At 68.9% G+C, this 20,485-nt stretch carries 24 protein-coding genes; 6 read left to right on the plus strand and 18 right to left on the minus strand.

Features of this window, described 5'->3' with window-relative positions; genetic code table 11:
* Window positions 1-87 precede the first annotated feature (87 nt).
* Entirely contained in the window at window positions 88-618 is a 531-nt protein-coding gene (locus tag BJY22_RS28635; protein WP_167212718.1) for a YbhB/YbcL family Raf kinase inhibitor-like protein, read from the plus strand.
* Between the two features lie 100 nt (window positions 619-718).
* Here the strand turns inward: BJY22_RS28635 and BJY22_RS28640 are convergent, their stop codons facing one another.
* The 4 genes from BJY22_RS28640 to BJY22_RS28655 form a co-directional block, all read right to left on the minus strand.
* Entirely contained in the window at window positions 719-1,099 is a 381-nt protein-coding gene (locus BJY22_RS28640) for a YchJ family protein (RefSeq protein WP_167212721.1), read from the minus strand.
* Between the two features lie 37 nt (window positions 1,100-1,136).
* Complete coding sequence (locus tag BJY22_RS28645; RefSeq protein ID WP_167212725.1) at window positions 1,137-2,093, minus strand: DNA glycosylase AlkZ-like family protein; 957 nt, start codon at window positions 2,091-2,093, stop codon at window positions 1,137-1,139.
* A 61-nt stretch (window positions 2,094-2,154) separates the two neighbouring features.
* Window positions 2,155-2,424, minus strand: a complete 270-nt coding sequence (locus BJY22_RS28650) for a hypothetical protein (protein ID WP_167203113.1) — start codon at window positions 2,422-2,424, stop codon at window positions 2,155-2,157.
* A gap of 341 nt (window positions 2,425-2,765) precedes the next feature.
* A complete protein-coding gene (locus tag BJY22_RS28655) occupies window positions 2,766-3,257 on the minus strand; it encodes a winged helix-turn-helix domain-containing protein (RefSeq protein WP_167212728.1) in 492 nt (163 codons plus the stop codon).
* 58 nt (window positions 3,258-3,315) lie between these two features.
* On the opposite strand from BJY22_RS28655, the gene def reads away from it, so the two are divergent.
* A complete protein-coding gene (gene def / locus BJY22_RS28660; RefSeq protein ID WP_167212731.1) occupies window positions 3,316-3,939 on the plus strand; it encodes a peptide deformylase in 624 nt (207 codons plus the stop codon).
* Between the two features lie 5 nt (window positions 3,940-3,944).
* Here the strand turns inward: def and BJY22_RS28665 are convergent, their stop codons facing one another.
* Entirely contained in the window at window positions 3,945-4,571 is a 627-nt protein-coding gene (locus BJY22_RS28665) for a class I SAM-dependent methyltransferase (protein WP_337759328.1), read from the minus strand.
* A gap of 72 nt (window positions 4,572-4,643) precedes the next feature.
* Between BJY22_RS28665 and BJY22_RS41195 the strand changes: the two genes are divergently transcribed.
* Complete coding sequence (locus BJY22_RS41195; protein ID WP_202891301.1) at window positions 4,644-5,018, plus strand: class I SAM-dependent methyltransferase; 375 nt, start codon at window positions 4,644-4,646, stop codon at window positions 5,016-5,018.
* 711 nt (window positions 5,019-5,729) lie between these two features.
* On the opposite strand, the gene BJY22_RS28675 is transcribed toward BJY22_RS41195, so the two are convergent.
* The 5 genes from BJY22_RS28675 to BJY22_RS28695 form a co-directional block, all read right to left on the minus strand.
* The gene (locus BJY22_RS28675; RefSeq protein ID WP_167212733.1) at window positions 5,730-6,614 is read right to left on the minus strand and encodes a carbohydrate ABC transporter permease; all 885 of its coding nucleotides are present in this window, start codon (window positions 6,612-6,614) and stop codon (window positions 5,730-5,732) included.
* Window positions 6,614-7,576: a carbohydrate ABC transporter permease gene (locus BJY22_RS28680; protein WP_167212736.1), complete on the minus strand. Its 963-nt coding sequence runs from the start codon at window positions 7,574-7,576 to the stop codon at window positions 6,614-6,616. The genes BJY22_RS28675 and BJY22_RS28680 overlap by 1 nt, the downstream gene beginning before the upstream one ends.
* Window positions 7,573-8,856, minus strand: coding sequence for an ABC transporter substrate-binding protein (locus BJY22_RS28685; protein ID WP_167212739.1), 1,284 nt, complete (start codon window positions 8,854-8,856; stop codon window positions 7,573-7,575). Before BJY22_RS28685 ends, BJY22_RS28680 begins: the two co-directional genes overlap by 4 nt.
* A gap of 219 nt (window positions 8,857-9,075) precedes the next feature.
* Window positions 9,076-11,223, minus strand: coding sequence for a 3-hydroxyacyl-CoA dehydrogenase NAD-binding domain-containing protein (locus BJY22_RS28690; protein WP_167212742.1), 2,148 nt, complete (start codon window positions 11,221-11,223; stop codon window positions 9,076-9,078).
* Window positions 11,220-12,437: an acetyl-CoA C-acetyltransferase gene (locus BJY22_RS28695; protein WP_167212746.1), complete on the minus strand. Its 1,218-nt coding sequence runs from the start codon at window positions 12,435-12,437 to the stop codon at window positions 11,220-11,222. Before BJY22_RS28695 ends, BJY22_RS28690 begins: the two co-directional genes overlap by 4 nt.
* Before the next feature lie 98 nt (window positions 12,438-12,535).
* Between BJY22_RS28695 and BJY22_RS28700 the strand changes: the two genes are divergently transcribed.
* Complete coding sequence (locus BJY22_RS28700) at window positions 12,536-13,252, plus strand: MerR family transcriptional regulator (RefSeq protein WP_337759332.1); 717 nt, start codon at window positions 12,536-12,538, stop codon at window positions 13,250-13,252.
* Here the strand turns inward: BJY22_RS28700 and BJY22_RS28705 are convergent.
* From BJY22_RS28705 to BJY22_RS28715, 4 genes are read right to left on the minus strand one after another with little or no spacing between them, the layout of a single operon-like run.
* The gene (locus tag BJY22_RS28705) at window positions 13,242-13,511 is read right to left on the minus strand and encodes an acylphosphatase (RefSeq protein WP_337759334.1); all 270 of its coding nucleotides are present in this window, start codon (window positions 13,509-13,511) and stop codon (window positions 13,242-13,244) included. The two genes, BJY22_RS28700 and BJY22_RS28705, sit on opposite strands and share 11 nt — an antisense overlap.
* The gene (locus BJY22_RS41925) at window positions 13,508-13,774 is read right to left on the minus strand and encodes a DUF6510 family protein (protein WP_238350487.1); all 267 of its coding nucleotides are present in this window, start codon (window positions 13,772-13,774) and stop codon (window positions 13,508-13,510) included. Before BJY22_RS41925 ends, BJY22_RS28705 begins: the two co-directional genes overlap by 4 nt.
* Window positions 13,771-14,517 carry a ferredoxin reductase gene (locus tag BJY22_RS28710; RefSeq protein WP_167212757.1) on the minus strand — a complete coding sequence of 249 codons (747 nt, stop codon included), beginning with the start codon at window positions 14,515-14,517 and terminating at the stop codon, window positions 13,771-13,773. The genes BJY22_RS41925 and BJY22_RS28710 overlap by 4 nt, the downstream gene beginning before the upstream one ends.
* Complete coding sequence (locus BJY22_RS28715; RefSeq protein ID WP_167212760.1) at window positions 14,487-15,083, minus strand: sulfite oxidase-like oxidoreductase; 597 nt, start codon at window positions 15,081-15,083, stop codon at window positions 14,487-14,489. The genes BJY22_RS28710 and BJY22_RS28715 overlap by 31 nt, the downstream gene beginning before the upstream one ends.
* Before the next feature lie 234 nt (window positions 15,084-15,317).
* Here BJY22_RS28715 and BJY22_RS28720 point away from each other — a divergent pair, with 234 nt between their 5' ends.
* Together BJY22_RS28720 and BJY22_RS28725 are read left to right on the plus strand one after the other, a co-directional pair.
* Entirely contained in the window at window positions 15,318-16,100 is a 783-nt protein-coding gene (locus tag BJY22_RS28720) for an ANTAR domain-containing protein (protein WP_167212764.1), read from the plus strand.
* On the plus strand, window positions 16,097-16,813 hold the full coding sequence (locus tag BJY22_RS28725) for a GAF and ANTAR domain-containing protein (protein WP_167212767.1): 717 nt from the start codon (window positions 16,097-16,099) through the stop codon (window positions 16,811-16,813). The genes BJY22_RS28720 and BJY22_RS28725 overlap by 4 nt, the downstream gene beginning before the upstream one ends.
* Window positions 16,814-17,040: 227 nt before the next feature.
* On the opposite strand, the gene BJY22_RS28730 is transcribed toward BJY22_RS28725, so the two are convergent.
* From BJY22_RS28730 to BJY22_RS28745, 4 genes are read right to left on the minus strand one after another with little or no spacing between them, the layout of a single operon-like run.
* Window positions 17,041-18,183 (minus strand): acyl-CoA dehydrogenase family protein, encoded by a 1,143-nt coding sequence (locus BJY22_RS28730; protein WP_167212769.1) that lies wholly within the window; start codon window positions 18,181-18,183, stop codon window positions 17,041-17,043.
* Between the two features lie 13 nt (window positions 18,184-18,196).
* Window positions 18,197-19,333, minus strand: a complete 1,137-nt coding sequence (locus tag BJY22_RS28735) for a CaiB/BaiF CoA transferase family protein (protein WP_167212772.1) — start codon at window positions 19,331-19,333, stop codon at window positions 18,197-18,199.
* A gap of 34 nt (window positions 19,334-19,367) precedes the next feature.
* On the minus strand, window positions 19,368-19,757 hold the full coding sequence (locus tag BJY22_RS28740) for a hypothetical protein (RefSeq protein WP_167212775.1): 390 nt from the start codon (window positions 19,755-19,757) through the stop codon (window positions 19,368-19,370).
* Entirely contained in the window at window positions 19,754-20,479 is a 726-nt protein-coding gene (locus tag BJY22_RS28745; protein WP_167212778.1) for an SDR family oxidoreductase, read from the minus strand. Before BJY22_RS28745 ends, BJY22_RS28740 begins: the two co-directional genes overlap by 4 nt.
* Between the last annotated feature and the right edge of the window lie 6 nt (window positions 20,480-20,485).

Below are 20,485 nucleotides of genomic sequence, written 5' to 3' on the forward strand. Positions count from 1 at the left end.
CCGACCGGGTGCCCCCGGACGGCCCGGCGGTATGTGGACAGTAATGTCGGAATCACCACATCTCGCGAGATCCCTGGAGGGTCACGAATGTCGCTCGATCGACCTGTTGCACCGGATCCGTACGAACTCCTGCCGGAGGTTGGTTCGTTCACCGTCAGCAGCACCGATGTCGCCGACGGGGAGCCGCTGGCGGACGCGCACGCGTTCGCGGGCGGGAACACGTCGCCGCAGCTCAGCTGGTCCGGGTTCCCGGCGGAGACGAAGGCCTTCGTGGTGACCTGCTTCGACCCGGACGCGCCGATCGTGTCCGGGTTCTGGCACTGGGTGCTGGTCAACCTCCCGGCGACCGTCACCGAGCTGCCCACCGGCGCCGGCACCACCGAGCGGCTCGACAACGGCGCGTTCCACGTCCGCAACGACTTCGGCACCAAGAACTTCGGCGGCGCCGCCCCACCCGCGGGCGACCAGATCCACCGCTACTACTTCGTGGTCCACGCCATCGACGTCGAGTCCCTGGACGTAGACGCCGACGCCACCCCCGCCGTAGTCGGCTTCAACCTCGCCTTCCACACCCTCGCCCGAGCCATCCTCACCCCCACCTACCAGGTCGCCGAGTAGCTGGGTAGTACCGCGCCGCGCCAGGCGGAGATGGGTGGGGAGGACTTCTGCCCGATCCGGGTGGCAAATCCTCCCCACCCCCTCGCGTCGAGCCCGAGAATCAGAGCGCCGCGAGGTACACCCATTGGCCGGCTTCGCGGGTGAAGGTGCTGTTTTCGTGTTGGGTGCCGGGGTGGCCGTTGGTGGTGTAGTGGGCTCGGAACTCGACGGTGGCCTCGGTGTGGAACGGGCTGCCGCCGGTGGTGTTGAGGATCTCCAGGCCGGTCCACTCGCGGTCGGGCGCGAAGTCGAGGCCGGCTGGGCGAGTCGTCAGAGACCACGTCCGGAGCAGGTACGCCGCATCGTGCATCACGAAGGCGGTGTACCTGGACCGCATCAACTGCTCCGCGGTACTGGCCGTCGTCTTGCCGAGATGGAGTGGTTGACAGCACGCGGCGTACGACTCGCCCCGACCGCACGGACAGGTGGATGGAACTGGCATGAGCCGATTGTTGCCGATACCGCCTCAGCCCCTCGACCTACCGTACCGACAACTGCGGGTCCTCCAGCGGCATACACGCCACCTCCGCCTGCAGACCGTCGTACTGCTCCTGGGTGAGAGCGTCGGACAGTAGGACGCTCACCCGCCCGCGCTTGCGGCCCCAGGCGCCGGCGATGCGACCGTCGACGAGCACGCCGTTGGGATGAAAGCTGTCAGCAACCGGCGTCAGGCTGCGCAGGCCCGGGGCGATGAAGCGGCCGTCGCGGTCGCGGCCGAACAGCCGGAGGTCCGACGCGACCAGCAACCGAACCCCACGCGGCGCCTCCGCGGTCCACAAACGTTCCTCGTCCGCGCGCAGGATCCACCCCGGTACGCCGTCGAAGTCGACCTCGACCAACTCGTGGGCCAACTGACCCCACACCGCGCGCGCATCGGCCGGCGACAGACCGGACCACCACGCGAACACCTTCGGCGTCGTCGGCCCGAAGTACCGCACGTGCCGCCGGCACAACTCCAACCGGGCATCGGACACGTCGACGTCCGGCCGCGGTATCTCACGCGCGTACAGCGACGTCGTGTCCCACCGGACCGCGATCCGCCCACTCGCGCATGCCTCCCGCAGCCCGCGGATCCCGGCCCCGCGCCGCTCCCGGCCGCCCAACTCCTCGCACACCCGCGCCGCCAACCCGTCGATCCGCCGTACGGCGTCCGGATCCATCGGCAGCCGCCCCAGCGTGAACACGCCGAAGTCCCGCACCGGCAGCACATACACGGCCGCCCGCGGACTGTACGTCTGGACGAACGATGGATGGGCCCAATCGTCCGGCCGGCATCCCGCCATCCGCGCGTGCAACCCGAGCAGCGCGTCCCGCGGCGCGGTGTCCTGCAGTCCGACCTGCGCTGCCTCCGCATACGATCCTGGCGGAAGACGCTCGGCCAGATGGTTCACGTGCAGCCGGTAGGCGACGGTCTGCTCGCGGGTCACACTCCGCATGAGCCGACCGTAGCCACAAAACACGCCGCCGAATGGCTTGTTTTACCCGGATGCCGTGCGCTCAGGGCCGGATGTCGTAGTTGTAGACCATGATCGCGCCGACGCCCAGGGCGAGGACGGCGAGGATCATGCCGATCGCCGCCGCAGGTTTCCCGCGGCGGTTGCCGGCCAGCGCTGCGATCGCCAGAGCCAAGGCGGGTACGGCGAACGGGAAGGCCACGTACTGGCGGATCGGGAATCGGTCGATGAGGTTCGAGAACGGCAGGAACGGCGCGACCAGTCCGGCGATGCCGAGCAGTAGCGCCAGGACGCTCAGCGCGGGCGAGCCCATCGGCCGATGGGCGCCGGACGGCACCGCGGCGACAGGCTGCTGCGCATGCTCTGGCCAAAGGTGCTGCGGGTACCCGGGGCCAACGGGTGGAGGGGGCTGTTGCGGATAGGCGGTGGTCGGCCATGGGTACTCGGCGGCACCCGGCTGGTTATAGCCGGACGTGTGCGGTGGCCCATAACCGGGGGCGGATGATCGGGGCGCGACAGGGCGAGGATCCGGCTCGGACGGGCGGTCGGTCATAGGAGTTCCACACTCGGGGCCAGGCGCGAACTGCGCCTGGTGCGGACGGCATCTTCCCGCTGACGCGGAGACTCCCGAGAAGGTTCCCCCGATCGGCGCGACTACTCCTCGCCCAGCGGAAAGGCGCGAATGACCACGGCGGTCGGCGTCGTGGCGCCCGACGACGGTTCCGAGCCGACGAAGTCGCGCAGTACCCGATGGAGACGCGCACGGAGCTCGGCGAGTTCACCGTCCGCCAGCGTCACCACCTCGCTGAACGCGAAGTCCTCGTCCGTCATCCCCCGCTTCGCCTTCGCGGCGAGCCAGCTCGCGTACGCCGTGTCCTCGAGCTCACGGTTCAACGTCGCCTGCTCGGCGCGCACCGCCCGCCGCCACGGTTTCACCCGCCCCGCCGCGCCCGGCACCGCCTCGATCACCCCGAGCGCCTCGAGCCGGCGCAGGTGGAACGAGCACGAGCCCGTACTCTCCCCCAACTCGCGCGCCGCGACCGTGGACGTCGTCGTACCGTCCCGATCGATCAGCTCCAGCAGCGCCTGCCGCAGCGGGTGCGCGCGGACGACGTCGCGCCGGTTCGTCCTGCGCTGCTCGGTCATACGCGGCATCCTAGTCTTACCTTTGCAAAGCCGATACTTTGCAGATTATGGTCTTTGCATGCCGACGTACATCCTGGGCCGACCGAGCCGCCGCCTTCCCGACGTGACGGACGAGGTACGGCGGGGCACGCCGCGGCGCATCACGGAGTACGGCGAGGCGATCCTGCATCGCCCGTGCCGGCCGGTGACCGAGTTCGGTGCGGAGCGGTGGGGCGGGCTGATCGACGACATGTTCACGACGATGTGGATCGCCGAAGGGTGCGGTCTGGCGGCGAACCAGGTCGACGTGGACGCCCAGCTGTTCGTCTACGACCTCACCGACGAACACGGCGACCGTCACGTCGGCCACGCCTTCAACCCGCGCGTCGAGACCATGTCCGCGCTCTTCGGAACCCAGTCCGGATCCGAAGGCTGCCTGTCCGTCCCCGGCGCCAACGCCGCGCTCCCCCGCCCAGCCCGCGCGACGCTGCACGCGTACGACGTCGAAGGCCGCCCGTTCACGCTCGAGGCGAGCGGCTACTTCGCCCGCTGCCTCATCCACGAGACCCAGCACCTGGCCGGCACCGTCTACGTCGACCATCTTCCGCTGTCTGCCCGCGACCAGACCCTCGCCCAGTCCGCGGCCCACCGCTCATCGGTGCTCGCGCACCGCGCCAGCCGTCGACACCTGCTCGACGAGTAACGCGTTCAGCTCCGCCGGATCGTCGACAGCCACGCGGGGGCGCCGTTGTCGTGAATGCGGGTCTCCAGCCTGCACGGCTCGATGCTCACGGTCGTCCACCCCTGGGAGAAGGCTGTCCTCACGTCATCCTGACTGACGGCGTGCGGGACCGGCTCGGGTCCTTCGTCGCTGAAGCTGACGACGTACAGCATCGTTCCCGGCTTCGCCGCCCTCGCCAGACTGCCGGCGTACGCCGCACGCTCGCCCGTGTCGAAGGTGTGGAACAGCCCGCTGTCGAGGATCGTGTCGAAGGCCCGCCCGAGCCGCTCGAGATGAAGCGCGTCCGCGACAGCGAACTCGGCCTCGACACCACGCTCCAACGCCTTCTGACGCGCAGCATCAATCGCGGTCGCGGCGACATCCACACCGAGCACCGGCACGCCCAGCGCCGCGATGTGCAAGGTGTTCTCCCCGCTCCCGCACCCCGCATCGAGCACCGCCCCACCGAACACACCACGAGCCGCCAACTCAACAACTGCAGGCTGCGGCCCCACAATCTCCCACGGCGCCGGCCCGTCCTGATACGACGCATCCCACGCCCGCCCCGCCATCCGCTCATGACTGGTCGGCCGCCGACCACCGTACTCATCCACCACGAACCCCTCTGCCCGAGAATCAGGTTCCCCACCACGCTAGCCCGCGCGGCATGCAGGATCCGAAGCAGGATGTACGACGCGGGTACGACGTCCTGTCGCGCCGGTGCGACGAGGCGACGGGGTGCAGATGCGAAGTACCAGGACTGGATCGAGGAGCTGACAGGCCGGCTCGGTCCAGGCAGTCGGGTGATCAACGTGGGATACGGGACCGGCGTACCAGTCACCCGGCCACTGAGCACGGCCGGGCATCGTGTCACCGGCGTTGACATCAGCGAGGTCCAGATCAGCCGCGCCCGCGAACTCGTCCCCGGCGCAGAGTTCGTCAACGCAGACGTCATGTCGCTCGACTTCCTGCTCGGGTCGTTCGACGCCATCGTGTCGCTCTACGCGCTGGTCCACCTGCCGGACGAGCAGCCTCAACTCCTCGCGCGCATCGCCGGCTGACTTCGGCCTGGTGGTTGCATCCTGTGTACGACGGGCCACGCCGCTGGACCGGCACCGAGGACAAACTGGCTCGACGGCGGCGCCCCGATGCGGTGGAGGCAGACGGACGCGACGACGTACCAAACGTGGATCGCAACCGCCGGCCTGACCGTCGGCACCAACACCTTCGTCCCCGAGGGGACCGGCGGCCACTTCTGGACCCACCGCCCGGTTTGCGGAACATAATTGCCGCTATTCGGCACAAATGTTCCGCAAACCGCAAGTGCAGGCATTTCGCTTCGCCACTGCCTCCGCCCGTCAGAGCGGGACCCGCGCCGCCGCAGGCGGCCGACAAAACCGCCGCCGCGAAGCGGTGTCCGATGCGTGCCGCAGGGCTGCCAACACCCGGCACAAATGCTCCACAACCTCAGCCCGCTGCCGGCACTTCGCTCCGCCAGCGCCTCCGCCCACCGGCGCCGCACGCGCGCCGCCGCAGGCGGCCGACAAAACTGCCGCCGCGAAGCGGTGTCCGATGAGTGCCGCGGGCCGCCAACACCCGGCACAAATGTTCCGCAAAGCTCAACTGCAGGCATCTTGCTTCGCCACTGCCCCGCCCGTCGGAGCGGGATGCGCGCCGACGCAGGCGGTCGACAAACCGGCGCCGCGAAGCGGTGGCCGGTTCGCGGCGGCCGGTGGTGGCGGTGAGCCTGGTGGACTCCCCGCCGGACTGGGTCAGTCCTTGATGCCGGACTGGGTGACGCCCTGGATCAGGTAGCGCTGGAGGAACGCGAAGATCAGGACGAGCGGAAGGATCGACACGGCGACCGCCATGAACAGCTCATGGATGTTGATGGTCTGCGCCGTGATGAACGTCGACAGCGCGACCTGGATGGTCCACGACGACGAGTCCTGGCCGATCACCAGCGGCCACAGGAACGAGTTCCAGTTGCCGATGAACGTGATCGCCGCCAGCGCCGCGAAGAACGGCAGCGAGTTCGGTACGACGATCCGCCAGAACACCCCGAAGTGACCCGCGCCGTCGACGCGCGCCGCTTCCTCCAGCTCCCGCGGGAACCCGAGGAAGTACTGCCGGAACAGGAACGCGGCGAAGCCGCTGAACAACGTCGGGATGATCAGCCCCCGCAGCGACGACACCCACCCCAGCGACGACACCACGATGAACGAAGGGATGAACGTCACGGCGCCCGGGATCATCAGCGTCGCGACGATCGCGTAGAAGATCTTGTCCGCGTGCCGGTACGGGATCCGCGCCAGCCCGTACCCCGCCATCGATGCCAGCAGCAACTGTCCCGCCGTACCCAGCACGCCGACCACGGCCGAGTTGTACATCGCCCGCGCCATCGGCACCTGGGTGTCGTTGAACAGCTCGGGGATGTTCCCCCACTGCAGGTCCTTCGGGAACAGCGTCCACGTCGGCGCCGTGATGTCCGCCTCGGTGGACAGCGCGTTGCGCAGGATCAGGTAGAACGGCAGCAGGAACAGCACCACCGCGATGAACAGCGCGATCCAGCGCAGCACCGTCCCGACCCGGCCCCACGGGCTCTGCCGGAACCCGATCGGCTGCGGGGTTCCCGTCGTACGCTCGGTAACAGCCATCAGTCGCCCGCCTTTCCGAAGCCGAAGATCCGGTTCTGCAGCAGCGTCACGAGCATGATGATGACCGCCAGGATCAGCGCGCCGGCCGAACCGTGCCCGAGGTCCTGGATCGAGCCGAGCGAGATGCCGTACAGGTAGACCAGCGGCGGCCGCGCGTAGTTCACGTTGCCGACCAGGTTGTAGAACTCGTCGAACGCCTGGTACGCCGCGATCAGGTTCAGGATCAGTACGGCGACCGACGTCGCCCGCAGCTGCGGCAACGTGATGTACCGGAACACCTGCCAGCCGGGCTTCGCCCCGTCGACGTACGCCGCCTCGTACAGCGTCGGCGAGATTCGCTGCAACCCGGCGATGAACAGGATCATGTAGAACCCGAGCTGCAGCCACAGCCGGACCGTCACCAGCGGCAGCCAGTACCACGGCGGGTCGACCGTCGACAGCCAGGCGATGTTCTCGATGCCGAACCAGCCGAGCACCGTGTTCGCGAGCCCGAACCGGACACCGTTGAAGATCGACAGCTTCCAGATCAGCGACGCGACGACGTACGAGCACGCGGTCGGCAGGAAGAACACCGAGCGGAAGAACGCCCGCGCGACCTTCACCTGGTTGACCAGCAACGCCAGCGCCAGCGAGAGCACGAACGTGAGCGGCACGATGAACACCGCGAAGATCGTGAACGTGCCCAGGCTGGACAGGAAGTTCCGGTCGGTGAGCATGTCGACGTAGTTCTGCAGGCCGACGAACTTCGACGGCGTCGCGGTGTTGTACGCCTCGAAGAAGCTGAGGACCAGGCTCCACAGGATCGGCAGGTAGGAGAAGATCAGCAGGCCGAGCACGAACGGCCCGACGAACACCCAGAACCACAAGGTGTTGCCGGCGATGCCCTTCTGCCGCCGCCGACGTGTCCCCCGCTGCTCACCAGCGACAGCGGGGTCCGCGGATGTCTTGGCGGGAGCGCTCATCCGAACAACCGTGTCAGCTCGCCGTTGACGGTCTTCTCGGCCTTGGCGATCTCGGCAGCTGGGTCAGCTCCCTTCTTGATGACGTTGGTCAGCATGTCACCGAAGGCCGTACCCATCTTCGGTGTCCAGGCCGGGTTGTCTGTGTAGCCGTAGTCCTGGGTCAGCTTGACCGTGTCGGCGGCGACGCCGCTCTGCAGCTTGGAGGCCTTGGCCGCGAGGCTCTTGCGCGGCGGGATGTGGAAGCCGTAGTTCAGCGACCAGTCCTCCTGGTACTCCGCCTTGTCGATCCACAGCCACTTGACGTACTTCTTCGCCGCCTCGACGTTCGCGCTCTTGGCGGAGACGAACTGGGTCCAGCCGCCTGAGTACACGGCCGGCTTGGCCTGCGCGTCGAGCTTCGGGAACGGAATGACGCCGATGTCGTCGCCGAGCACCTTCTGCATTCCGGGCACCGCCCACATGCCGATGAACTGCATCGCCACCAGGCCCTGGTTGATCGCCGTCGGGTCCCACCAGTCCGTGGGCGCACCGAGCAGGATGCTCTTGCTGGCGTACAGTTCGTGCAGTTTGCCGAAGGCCTGGGCGGCGCGATCCCCGGTGAAGCCGGGCTTGTTGTCCTTGGTCAGGTACTCCCCGCCGGACGAGTACAGCGCCGGCCCGCCCATGACGTTGCCGCCGTCGTTGCCGACGAAGATGCCCTTCACCTTGTTCGTGGTGAGTTCCTTGGCCGCGGAGATCAGGTCGTCGATCGTCTCCGGCGGCTTGATCCCGGCCTTGTCCAGCAGGCTCTTCTTGTAGTAGATGACCTGCGGGTCGATGATCATCCGGATCCCGTAGATCTTGCCGTCCAGGGTGTTGGTGGCCAGGTCGCCCGGCTGGAAGTCGTCCTTGACGTCGGCCATGATGTCGTCCAGCGGCACCACCTGATTGCTCTTCACCATGCTGATGTTGAAGTGACCCTCGAAGACGTCCGGGCCCTTGCTGGAGAGCAGGCCGGACGCGAGTTTGGCGTCGTAGTCACCGGGCGTCCATTGGACGGCGACGTTCGCGTCGGTGTACGCCTTGGCGTACTTCAGCGCCGCCTGCTGGGTCCCGGTCTCGCCGTACTGGTGGTACCACTGCGACAGGTTCGGCTTCGAGCCGCCGCCTCCGCCGCCCGAGGACGGTCGGCCGGTGTTGCCGCCACAGGCGGCGGTGAATGCGGCGAGGGCGGCCAGGCCGCCGGTCCGCTTGAGCAGATCCCGCCGGGTCAGACCGGCGTTCGGAACGTGAGCAGGCATGAATTCCACCTTCCCGAGAGCGACGCCGCAGGGGGCACGACGCCGGGTTCCGAGAGTTACTTAACGGCGTTAAGCATCTCCGATTTGGCACACCGTACTACAGGTCAATCGTTGTAGAAGTGCCAGCACAATGTCTCAAAAGCGCGCCCGGCGCAAGACCGGGCGCGCTGTCCTTTGTTCGACTGTGTGGAGTTCGCGTGATTCGATATCGGCTCGTGATCAGGTGAAGATCTCGCCTGCGGCGGCCTTCCGGAGCAGGAGGGCGGGCGGCTCGAAGCGGGAGCCGTACGTCGCCGCCAGTTCACGCGATCGGTCGGCAAAGGCTTGCAGGCCGTAGGCGTTCACGTATTGCAACGCGCCGCCGTGCAGCGGCGGGAACCCGATGCCGAAGATCGACCCGATGTTCGCGTCCGGCACCGACCGCAGCACGCCCTCGTCCAGGCACTTCACCGTCTCGAGCGCCATCGCGAACAGCAGCCGTTCCTGCAGGTCGGTCAGCGGTACGTCGTCACGCTGCGGGAAGTGCTCGCGCAGCCCCGGCCACAACCGCTTCGGGCCGTCGGCCGGGTAGTCGTAGAACCCGGCACCGGCCGCCTTGCCCCGCCGGCCGAACTCGTTGACCAGCCGGTCGGTCACCGCCATCCCGGGATGGTCGTCGAACGCGCCCGCACTGTCCCCGGCCGCGCGCGGCGCGTCCCGGATCTTCTGCGGCAGCGTCAGCGTGACCTCGTCCAGCATCGCCAGCGGCGGTGCCGGGAAACCGGCCTGGGTCGCCGCGCGCTCGATCGTCACCGGGTCGACGCCTTCCGCGACCATCGCGGCGCCCTCCATCACGAGCGTGCCGAACACCCGTGAGGTGAAGAACCCGCGGCTGTCGTTGACCACGATCGGCGTCTTCCGGATCTGCCGTACGACGTCGTACGCCTGGGCGATCGCCCGGTCCGACGTCTTCGCGCCGACGATCAGCTCGACCAGCGGCATCCGGTCGACCGGCGAGAAGAAGTGCATGCCGATGAAGTCGTCCGGCCGGTCGACGCCGTCGGCGAGCGAGGTGATCGGCAGCGTCGAGGTGTTCGAGCAGAGCAGCGCGTCCGGCTCGACCACGCCGGCGATCTCGGCGAACACCTTCTGCTTCAGCCCGGTGTCCTCGAAGACCGCCTCGATCACCAGGTCACACCCGGCGAGGTCGTTCGGGTCCGCGGTCGGCGTGATCCGGCTCAGGAACTCCTCGACGTCGGCGGCGGTCGTCCGCCCCTTCGCCACCTGCTTCGCGAGCAGCTTCTCCGAGTACGTCTTGCCCTTCTCGGCCGCCTCCAGCGAGACGTCCTTCAGCACGACCTCGATCCCGGCCTTCGCACAGACGTAGGCGATCCCGGCGCCCATCATCCCCGCGCCGAGGACACCGACCTTGCGCGCGGTGTACTTCGGTACGTCGGACGGCCGCGACCCGCCGGCGTTGATCGACTGCAGGTCGAAGAAGAACGCCTGGATCATGTTCTTCGCCGTCTGCCCGGTGGCGAGCGAGACGAAGTACCGCGACTCGATCCGCGAAGCGGTCTCGAAATCCACCTGGGTGCCCTCGACCGCCGCGCTCATGATCGCCCGCGGCGCCGGGTACGGCGCGCCCTTGAGCTGCTTGCGCAGGTTCGCCGGGAACGCCGGCAGGAAGGCGGCCATTTTCGGCGAGGACGGCGTACCGCCGGGGATCTTGTAACCGTCGCGGTCCCACGGCTGCTTGGCGTCGCCCTGCAACTCACGCTCGTACGTCGTGATCCACCGGCGGGCCGCGGCGAGCAGCTCGTCGGCGGGCACGACCTCGTCGACGATGCCGACGCTCAGCGCGTGCGCGGGCTTCATCCGCTGGCCCTGCAGCAGCACCTTCATCAACGCGTCCTGGAGGCCGAGCATCCGCACGGTGCGGGTCACTCCCCCGCCACCCGGCAGCAGGCCGAGGGTCACCTCGGGGACGCCGATCTCGATGCGGTTGTCGTCGGCGGCGATCCGGTGGTGGCAGGCGAGCGCGATCTCCAGACCGCCGCCGAGCGCGGATCCGTTGATCGCGGCAACGACCGGCACGCCCAGGGTCTCCAGCGTGCGCAGCTGCTTCTTGACCAGCTCGATCGTCTCGAACACCTGCGCCGCGTCCGACGGCTGGATCCGCGACAGCATCCGCAGGTCGCCGCCGGCGAAGAACGTGGACTTCGCGCTGGTCACGATCACGCCCTTGATCAGGGCCTTCTCGGCGGCCAGACGCTCGACGGTCCGGCCCATCGCCTCGACGTACGCGTCGTTCATCGTGTTCGCCGACGCGTCCGGGTCGTTCATCGTCAGCGTGACGACACCGGCGTCGTTCTTCCACTCGATCATGCTGCGAGCCTCTCGATGATCGTCGCGACGCCCATGCCGCCGCCGACGCACAGGGTGGCCAGTCCGTACCGGAGCTCGCGGCGCTCCAGTTCGTCCAGCAGGGTTCCGATCAGGATCGCGCCAGTGGCGCCGAGCGGGTGACCGAGCGCGATCGCGCCACCGTTCACGTTCACCTTCTCGTGCGGTACGCCGAGATCCTTCATGAAGTGCAGAACCGCGGCCGCGAACGCCTCGTTCATCTCGAACAGGTCGATGTCGTCCACCTCCAGCCCGGCCCTGGCCAGCGCCTTGCGGGCGGCGGGCGCCGGACCGGTCAGCATGATGGTCGGGTCCGCGCCACTCACGCCGGTCGCCACCACCCGGCCGCGCGGCGCCCGGCCGAGCGCCTCGCCGGCCTTCTCGTTGCCGACAGCAACCAGCGCGGCGCCGTCGACGATGCCGGACGAGTTGCCCGCGTGGTGCACATGGTTGATCCGCTCGACGGTCAGGTACTTCTCCAGCGCGACCGAGTCGAACCCGCCGTGCTCCCCGATCGCCTCGAACGACAGCGGCAGGCCGGCCAGCGTCTCGACCGACGTACCAGGCCGGACGAGCTGGTCGTGGTCGAGCATCCGTAGGCCGTTGCGGTCGGCGACCGGTACGACGGAACGCGCGAAGTACCCGTTCGCCCAGGCCTTCGCGGCGCGGGCGTGCGACTCGGCGGCGTACGCGTCGACGTCGGTGCGGGAGAAGCCGTCCAGGGTCGCGATCAGGTCCGCGCTGATGCCCTGCGGAATGAAGCCGGTCCGCAACGCGGTCTCCGGGTCCATGGCCCACGCGCCGCCGTCGGAGCCCATCTTCACCCGCGACATCGACTCGACACCGCCGGCCAGGATGAAGTCCTCCCAGCCGGACCGGACCCGCTGCGCCGCCTGGTTGACGGCCTCCAGGCCCGACGCGCAGAACCTGTTCAGCTGCACGCCGCCGGTGGTCTCCGGGTAGCCGGCCATCAGTACGGCGGTCCGCGCGATGTCCATGCCCTGGTCGCCGATCGGGGTCACGACCCCCAGGACGACGTCGTCGACGGCGGCCGGATCCAGGTCCGGGTTCCGGGTGCGCAGCTCCTCCAGCAGACCGGTGATCAGCTGGATCGGCTTGACCTCGTGCAGCGCGCCAGTCGGTTTCCCCTTGCCGCGCGGTGTGCGGATCGCGTCGTACAGGAAGGCTTCGCTCATACGGCCGATTGTGACAGTAGTGCTGTCACGATGGTCAAGGGGCACTCGTTATGATCTCCGCCATGTCGGAAGTGGCGGGGGACGCATCAACTCAAGGCGTGACTCTTACGGTGGACGAGCTGTCCGCGCGGGTCGGGATGACGGTGCGCACGTTGCGCTTCTACGCGGGCCGGGGGCTGATCCCGCCGCCGATCCGCCGCGGCCGGGTCGGGTACTACGGGCCGGAGCACATCGCGCGCCTCGACCTCGTGCGCGAGCTGCAGGCGCACGGGTTCACGCTGCAGGCGATCGAGGGGTACCTGGACCGGATCCCCACCGACGCCACGCCGCAGGACATCGCGCTGCACCGGACCCTGCTGACCCCGTGGATGCGCGACCTGCCGGAGACGCTGGACCGGGCAACCCTGGTACGGCGTACCGGCCGGGAGCTGTCCGACGACGACATCGAGATGCTCGTCGCTCTCGGGGTCGTCGAGCCGACACCGGACGAGGACGTGTTCCAGGTCGCCACCGCGCACCTCAGTCTCGGCGTCGAACTGCTCGACCTGGACCTGCCGGTCGAGGCGGTCCTCGACGCCGGCCGCATCTTCACCGAGCACGGCCGCGCGATCGCCGAGGAGCTGACCGAGGTCTTCCGCACCAAGGTCTGGCCGCACTACCGCGACTCCGGCGGCCCGCCCGAGCACATCCAGCAGCTCGTCGAACGCTTCAAGCCGGTCACCATCCAGGGCCTCGTCCTGGCCTACGAACGCGCCGTCGGCGAAACCCAGCGCGACACCATCCGCCGCACCCAGAGCAAGCCCGCTAGTAAGTGATCGCGAAGCCGGTGCGTCCGGCCGGTGGCTCGTCTGTTACCTCGACGCGGTCCACTGCGGCATGCGGTGGGCCGTGCTGTGCCCAGTCGACCATCCGGGCGACGCTCTCGTCGGGGCCTTCGAAGAACGCCTCGACGGTGCCGTCCGGGAGGTTGCGGACCCAGCCGGCGACGCCTGCTTCGTGCGCCGCGCGGCGGCACTCGGCGCGGAAGAAGACGCCCTGCACCTGGCCGTGGACGACGACGCGCCGTGCGATCACGAGTTCGGGACGCGGAGGTACGTGAGCCCGCGGAGGTCCAGGTAGGTGTCGTGGGGCGTGGTGACCACGCGGAGCAGGACGGACTCGCAGCCGTTGCAGCGGGCAACCATTCCGGGAGCGTCGACGTACACCCGGGCCTCGGCGAAGACCGCCGTCTGGCCACAGCCGTTGCACTGGCCGACCGCAGTGGTCAGATCCACGGCGAAGACTTCGCTCAGGGCGCCGGCAGCCGCGTTGCCGTCGAGATAGTTGGCTTGACTCATCCGAACCGCTCCGTTCTGACATGGGCCGGGTCGTGACCGGCCGCGACCAGCAGGTCGGCCACCGTCTCCACGAACGGCGTCGGGCCGCAGACGTACGTCGTCGCGCCGGCCTCGGGTCCGAACGCGTGCCGCTCGATCACGTCCGCGTCGATCCGGCCCACGCGCGGCTCCCCCGCCGGCGCCTCCCGCGTGTACACCAGCCGTACGTCGACATCGTCCGACGTGGCCAGCTCCTTCAAATCGCTCACGTAGATCACCGACTCCGGCCGCCGGACGGAGTACAGCAACCGCACGGGCGTCGTACTCCCCGCGGCCGCATGCGCCCGCAGCATCGCCCGCAACGGCACGACACCCGACCCGCCGCCGATCAGCTGCACCGGCCCGTCCTGGTCGGGCGTCCACACGAACCAGCCGCCGACGGGGCCGCGGATCTCCAACGGGTCGCCGACCTTCAGCACGTCGACCAGGTACGGCGACACCTCGCCGTCCGGCACCTGCTCGACGGTCAGCTCGATCGTCGACCCGGTGTCGGAACCAGGCCACGCCGAGGCGATCGAGTACGACCGGGAGGCCCGGTACCCGTCCTCGGCCGTCAGCCGTACGTCGAGATGCTGCCCGGCGAGATGCCCCGGCCAGTCCGGTACGTCGAGCACGATGGTGCGGGCGGTGTCCGTCTCACGCCGGACGTCGGCCACCGTCGCGACCTGCCACATCAGTCGCCGGCGTAGCGCTGTTCTTTCCATGGGTCTCCGTACTCGTGGTAACCGGCGGTCTCCCAGAAGCCGAGGTCCTCGGTGTCGGACAGCACCAGGCCGCGGACCCATTTGGCGCTCTTCCAGAAGTACAGGTGCGGGACGAGCAGGCGCGCCGGTCCGCCGTGCTCGGGGTCCAGCGGCTCACCGTCGTACTCGTAGGCGATCCAGGACTGCCCGTCGAGCAGGTCGTCCAGCGGCAGGTTGGTCGTGTAGCCGCCGTAGCTGTGCGCCATGGCGAAGTCCGCGCCGGTCTCCACGTCCGCGAGCAGCGTGTCCAGCGAGACACCCTTCCAGGTCGTCTGCAGTTTGGACCACCGTGTCACACAGTGGATGTCCTTGGTGATCTCCTCGGCCGGCAACGCCATCAACGCCGCCCAGTCCCACTTGTACTTCTCACCGCTCTCGGTGGTGACCGTGAACTCCCAGTGATCAGTCAGAATGTGCGGCGTCGGCCCCGCCGACAGCACCGGGAACTCGTGCGTCAGGTATTGCCCGGGCGGCAGGTCCGCCCCACCCCGGCGCCGACCACTGAACCCTGGCGACACAACGTCCATACCGACCCTCCCTCGATGTGGAAGCCCTGATGAGCGAATCGTACGGCGTCTGCCCGGCGGGCGAGTGAGGGCCTCGGAAGCGGGTACCGGAACCGATCCGCGGCTGTATGGAGGCCCGCGGACAGATGACTCACAGAATCGTTCCCGGCGCACGTTGCGATGAGCACCCTGACCAGCACCCGGCCGCTAGAGTGGAGTATCCGCCCGGCGGCGGCACGAACCTGGACGGGATGCGTGGATCTGGACCGCAGCGCCAAGGTGTGGAGGGCGATCAAAGCCACCGCGAGGAGCGACGGCGCGCCGCCGACGTTGCTCTCCGCAGTACGCGCCTGCGCCGCGGCGCTTTCGGCGATCGGTGCGGGGTTCGCAGTAGCGCGCGACGACGGCATCTGGGAGCCGCTGGTCGCCAGCGACCCGGTGGCCGGTGAGCTGGAGGAGCTGCAGTTCAGTCTCGGCGAAGGACCGAGCGGCGACGCCGTCCTCAGCGGCGCCCCGGTGCTGGAATCGGACCTGGCCGCCCTCGGGGCCGGCCGCCGGTGGCCGATGTTCTCGGCAGCGGCCACGCAGCGCGACATCGGTGCCGTGTTCGCGTTCCCGGTCGGCGTCGGCGCGGCCCGGGTCGGTGTCCTGGCCGTCTACCGGCGCGAGCGCGGCCCGTTGCCGGTGGACTTGCTCCAGGACGCCTTGGTGTACTCCGACGCGGTACTGGTGCTGGCCCTCGACGACCGCACCGGGGTCGGGACCGATCCCGACGGGCTGATCACGGCCGCCTTCACCGCTCGCCGGGCCGAGGTACACCAGGCCACCGGGATGGTCGCGGCGCAGCTCGGCCTCACCGTGACCGACGCGCTCGCACGCCTACGCGCCCACGCATACAGCAGCGGACTGTCCTTGCAGGACGTCGCCACAGGAGTGATGGCCGGCCAGTTACGCCTCGAGATCGACGCGACCGACCATCGAACGAAGGGGACGGGATCCCAGCATGCCGACCCGGAGCACGAGGAGGAGGACTCATGAGCACGTCTGACCGGCGGGTGCGTGAGGTATTCATCGAGTTGTCCGACACGCTCGTCGCCGACTTCGACATCATCGATTTTCTCGACCGGCTCGCGGCCCGGTGCAGCGAGCTGCTGAACGTCACCTCGTGCGGCATCCTGCTCGTCGACCACCACGGCGCGCTGAACCTGGTCGCCGCCTCGAGCGAACAGGCCCGGCTGATCGAGCTCGGCCAGCTGCAGAACCTCCAAGGTCCATGCCTCGACGCGTTCGGCAGCGGACGTCCGGTGCAGTACGCCGATCTGCGCGACGGCAACAGCCCGTGGCCGGACTTCACGGCGGCCGCCGTCGACGCCGGGTACGTCTCGGTCCAGGCGCTGCCGATGCGGCTGCGGGACACCACCATTGGCGCGGTCAACCTGTTCAGCCGTCAGGCCGGCCCGCTGACCGACGACACCATCGTTCTCGGGCAGGCGCTGGCCGACGCGGCCACGATCGGCATCGTGCACCAGCGGGCGCTGGCGCGGCAGGAGATCGTCACCGAGCAACTGCAGTCCGCCCTCAACAGCCGGATCCTGATCGAACAGGCCAAGGGGTACCTCAGCCATCGGCTCGGCATCGGCGTCGACGAGGCCTTCGCCGTGATGCGCACCTACGCCCGGTCCAACAACCGCCGCCTGACCGACGTCGCGACCGAGGTCGTCCAGGGCCGCCTGACGCTGGCCGCAGGCTGAGATGGCGCGACCTGTGGTGCTGCGGGACTCGGCGGTCTAGGCTGAGCGAGCCTGTTCGGGCACGCCCTAGACCCCGGCGCCGGTTGTGTCGCGCCGCTGGGAGGGGTTGAGCACGACGCAGCCGGCGAATCAGCTCAGGCCGCCCGCACCCCCTGACTGACGAAGCAGGCGCAGGACCCGTCGTCACGGCGCCACCAGCACGCACCGAACGACGGGCTCACCTGCGCCTAGATGCCCATCGTTCGGCCGATGATTTCCTTCATGATTTCTGTGGTGCCGCCGTAGATGGTCTGGATGCGGGTGTCCAGGTAGGCCTTGGCTATCGGGTACTCCGTCATGAAGCCGTAGCCTCCGTGCAGCTGCAGGCAGCGGTCGACGACCTTCTTCTGGAGTTCGGTGGTCCACCATTTCGCCATCGCGGCCTCGGCGACGGTCAGGGTGCCGGCGTTCAGTTCCTGTACGCAGCGGTCGACGAAGACGCGCGCGATCTGCGTCTCGGTGGCGAGTTCCGCGAGGACGAAGCGGCTGTTCTGGAAGGAGCCGATCGGGCGGCCGAACGCCTTGCGGTCCTTCACGTACCGCAGCGTGTCGTCGAGCATGTTCTCGCAGGCCGCGGCCGCGACCACGGCGATCGTCAGCCGCTCCTGGGGCAGCTTCTCCATCAGGCAGACGAAGCCCTTACCCTCCTCGCCGAGCAGGTTCTCCGCCGGCACCCGGACGTTGTCGAAGAACAGCTCCGCGGTGTCCTGCGCCTTGAGCCCGATCTTGTCCAGGTTCCGCCCACGCTCGAACCCGGGCATCCCGCGCTCGACGACGATCAACGAGATGCCCTGCGCACCCGCGTCCGGGTCGGTCTTCGCCACCACGATCACCAGGTCGGCGAGGATCCCGTTCGAGATGAACGTCTTCTGCCCGTTCAGCACGTAGTGGTCGCCGTCGCGCCGCGCGGTGGTTTGGATGCCTTGCAGGTCGCTGCCGGCCCCGGGCTCGGTCATCGCGATCGCGGTGATCGTCTCCCCCGAACAGAACGCGGGCAGCCAGCGCTTCTTCTGCTCCTCGGTCGCATAGTCGAGCAGGTACGCCGAATTGATGTCGGTGTGAATCGTGAAGCCGACCCCGCTCGCGCGGACCCTGGTGAGCTCCTCGATCAGCACGGTGTTGAACCGGAAGTCCCGCACTCCACCGCCGCCGAACTCCTCCGGCATCATGAACCCGAGCAGGCCCGCCGCACCGGCGGCCGTCCACAGCTCGCGCGGGACGATGCCGGCGTCTTCCCAGCTGTCGTGGTGCGGGACGATCGCCTTGTCGCAGAAGGCCCGTACGGTCTCCCGGAAGGCGTCGTGATCGGCGTCGAACAGCTGACGTTCCACGGGCGGATTCCTTTCAGTTCTGCGGTGTTGAGTCTTCTTGGGCGGCGCCGGATTCCAGCAAGGTGTCGATCTCGGTGATGCCCCAGTCGGTCAGCGCCTCCCGGGTGTGCTCCCCCGGCCGCGCGGGCGGTCGGTCCAGGCTGGTCGGCGTACGGCCGAAGCGTGGCGCGGGGGCCGCCTGCCGGACGCCGTGGTGCTCCACGAAGGTGCCCCGGGCAACGAGATGGGGATGGTCGGCGGCCAGCGGCAGCACCGGCGCGACGCAGGCGTCCGAGCCGTCGAACACCCCGGTCCACTCCGCCTGTGTGCGCTGCCGGAACGTCTCGGTGAGCACCTTCCGCAGCTCCGGCCACTGCGCCGGGTCGTTGCGGTCCGGCGCGTCGAGGCCGAGCTTGTCGATCAGCTCGGCGTAGAACTGCGGCTCGAGCGCCCCGACGGCGACATGCTTCCCGTCGGCTGTCTCGTACACGTCGTAGAACGGCGCACCCGTGTCGAGCAGGTTCGTCCCGCGGTGCTGACGCCACGAACCGGCCGCGAGAGCGCCGAGCAACATCGTGGTCAGGTGCGCCGAGCCGTCGACGATCGCCGCGTCGACGACCTGCCCCTGCCCACTGCGCTGCGCGTCGTGAAGAGCCGCGAGTACGCCGATCACGAGGTAGAGCGACCCGCCGGCGAAGTCACCGAGCAGGTTCGCCGGCACCTGCGGCGGTCCACCGGCCCGCCCGATCAGGTGCAGCGCACCCGACAACGCGAGGTAGTCGATGTCGTGCCCCGCCGACTGCGCGAGCGGACCGTCCTGACCCCAGCCGGTCATCCGCCCGTACACCAGCCGCGGATTGACTGCGTGACAGTCCTCCGGTCCCAGGCCGAGCCGCTCCGCGACCCCGGGCCGGAACCCTTCGACGAGTACGTCGGCCTGCGCCACGAGGCGGCGTACGACGTCCACCGCGGCGGGCTGTTTCAGGTCCAGCGCCACGCTCCGGCGCCCGCGGTTGAGGAGGTCGAGCTCGGGCGGCCCGAGCGACAGGTTGCCGCCGGGGCGGTCGATGCGGAGCACCTCGGCGCCGAGCTCGGCCAGCATCATGCACGCGAACGGCGCCGGCCCGATCCCCGCCAGCTCGACCACTTTCACGCCCTCGAGTGGACCCATGGCCGCTATTGTGACAGTCCTACTGTCACAGTCGTCAAGTCATCCTGCGCGCCGCGGCCAGCGCCGTCAGCGGGAGCACCACCATCAGGCCGAGAACGACGGCCAGTCCAGCCGACAGCACGGGCTCGTCGCCTTCCAGGTGGCCGAGGTGGAAGAACAGGTGCGGTCCGGCGTACGCGAGGTAGGCGATCAGCGAAACCACGGTGAGGAAACGATCGAAACGGATCGCGGCGGCCGTCAGCACGATGCCGAGTCCGAGGCTCGCGCCACCGAAGTCGTGGAACAGGTGGTCGCTGTACGGCGGCGTCCAGTTCACGGTCGGCACACGGTCGTAGAACGTCTTCGGCACGATCGACAGCCACAGACCCAGCAGCACCTCGAAGGCGGCGAGGACGATCAGTACGCCGCGGACATAGGCCCTCACCGGAGGTACTCCGCGAACGTGATCCGGCCGTACTCCGGCCCGTCGACCGTCGCCGCGCCGTCCGCGTAGGCGCGGAACGTCCCGCCCGGCAGCCGCAGCGGAAGCACTGGCCGGCGCGTCGATCGCGCCTGTTTCCACGCGCGAGCCAGGTCGGGCACGGGGTGCAGCTCCGGACCGCCGATGTCCGGTGCGCGACCCATCACGGGAGGTCCGTCGACCAGTTCGACGAGGCGTACGGCGATGTCCTCGACCGCGATCGGCTGCAGCGTCACGGCCGGCGCGAAAACCGCCGGGAGGAAGCGCTGGACCGCGAAGATCTGGTCGACGAGGTTGTGGAACTGGGTCGCGCGCAGAATCGTGTACGGCACGCCTGACTCGGCAACCAGGCGCTCCGTCTCGAGCTTGTACCGGTAGTACGCCAGCGGGATGCGGTCGATGCCGACGATCGACATCAGGATCAGGTGCTGCACGCCCGCGGCGGCTTCGAGCAGGTTGCGTGTCTGCTGGACGTCGCGTCGGCCCTGGCTCGTGGCCAGGTGCACGACCACGTCCGAACCTTCGACGGCGGCGTCGAGGCCCGCGCCGCTGGTGAGGTCGGCAACCACACGGTCAGGGCCCGGCTTCCGGCTGAGCACGCCCACCTGATGGCCGGCGGCCCGCAGTCCGGCCACGGTCGGCCGCCCGAGCGTGCCGGTTCCACCGGTGACAAGGATTGAGGTCATGGTGTT

The sequence above is a fragment of the Kribbella shirazensis genome (genome assembly GCF_011761605.1).
In the GTDB taxonomy this organism is placed as follows: domain Bacteria; phylum Actinomycetota; class Actinomycetes; order Propionibacteriales; family Kribbellaceae; genus Kribbella; species Kribbella shirazensis.

What these genes read in the sequence shown, in the direction of transcription:
- BJY22_RS28635 (WP_167212718.1), top strand. Translation starts at nt 88, where the DNA reads ATGTCGCTCGATCGACCTGTTGCACCGGATCCGTACGAACTCCTGCCG.
- BJY22_RS28640 (WP_167212721.1), bottom strand. Translation starts at nt 1,099, where the DNA reads ATGCCAGTTCCATCCACCTGTCCGTGCGGTCGGGGCGAGTCGTACGCC.
- BJY22_RS28645 (WP_167212725.1), bottom strand. Translation starts at nt 2,093, where the DNA reads ATGCGGAGTGTGACCCGCGAGCAGACCGTCGCCTACCGGCTGCACGTG.
- BJY22_RS28650 (WP_167203113.1), bottom strand. Translation starts at nt 2,424, where the DNA reads ATGGGCTCGCCCGCGCTGAGCGTCCTGGCGCTACTGCTCGGCATCGCC.
- BJY22_RS28655 (WP_167212728.1), bottom strand. Translation starts at nt 3,257, where the DNA reads ATGACCGAGCAGCGCAGGACGAACCGGCGCGACGTCGTCCGCGCGCAC.
- def (WP_167212731.1), top strand. Translation starts at nt 3,316, where the DNA reads ATGCCGACGTACATCCTGGGCCGACCGAGCCGCCGCCTTCCCGACGTG.
- BJY22_RS41195 (WP_202891301.1), top strand. Translation starts at nt 4,644, where the DNA reads ATGTACGACGCGGGTACGACGTCCTGTCGCGCCGGTGCGACGAGGCGA.
- BJY22_RS28675 (WP_167212733.1), bottom strand. Translation starts at nt 6,614, where the DNA reads ATGGCTGTTACCGAGCGTACGACGGGAACCCCGCAGCCGATCGGGTTC.
- BJY22_RS28680 (WP_167212736.1), bottom strand. Translation starts at nt 7,576, where the DNA reads ATGAGCGCTCCCGCCAAGACATCCGCGGACCCCGCTGTCGCTGGTGAG.
- BJY22_RS28685 (WP_167212739.1), bottom strand. Translation starts at nt 8,856, where the DNA reads ATGCCTGCTCACGTTCCGAACGCCGGTCTGACCCGGCGGGATCTGCTC.
- BJY22_RS28690 (WP_167212742.1), bottom strand. Translation starts at nt 11,223, where the DNA reads ATGATCGAGTGGAAGAACGACGCCGGTGTCGTCACGCTGACGATGAAC.
- BJY22_RS28695 (WP_167212746.1), bottom strand. Translation starts at nt 12,437, where the DNA reads ATGAGCGAAGCCTTCCTGTACGACGCGATCCGCACACCGCGCGGCAAG.
- BJY22_RS41925 (WP_238350487.1), bottom strand. Translation starts at nt 13,774, where the DNA reads ATGAGTCAAGCCAACTATCTCGACGGCAACGCGGCTGCCGGCGCCCTG.
- BJY22_RS28710 (WP_167212757.1), bottom strand. Translation starts at nt 14,517, where the DNA reads ATGGAAAGAACAGCGCTACGCCGGCGACTGATGTGGCAGGTCGCGACG.
- BJY22_RS28715 (WP_167212760.1), bottom strand. Translation starts at nt 15,083, where the DNA reads ATGGACGTTGTGTCGCCAGGGTTCAGTGGTCGGCGCCGGGGTGGGGCG.
- BJY22_RS28725 (WP_167212767.1), top strand. Translation starts at nt 16,097, where the DNA reads ATGAGCACGTCTGACCGGCGGGTGCGTGAGGTATTCATCGAGTTGTCC.
- BJY22_RS28735 (WP_167212772.1), bottom strand. Translation starts at nt 19,333, where the DNA reads ATGGGTCCACTCGAGGGCGTGAAAGTGGTCGAGCTGGCGGGGATCGGG.
- BJY22_RS28745 (WP_167212778.1), bottom strand. Translation starts at nt 20,479, where the DNA reads ATGACCTCAATCCTTGTCACCGGTGGAACCGGCACGCTCGGGCGGCCG.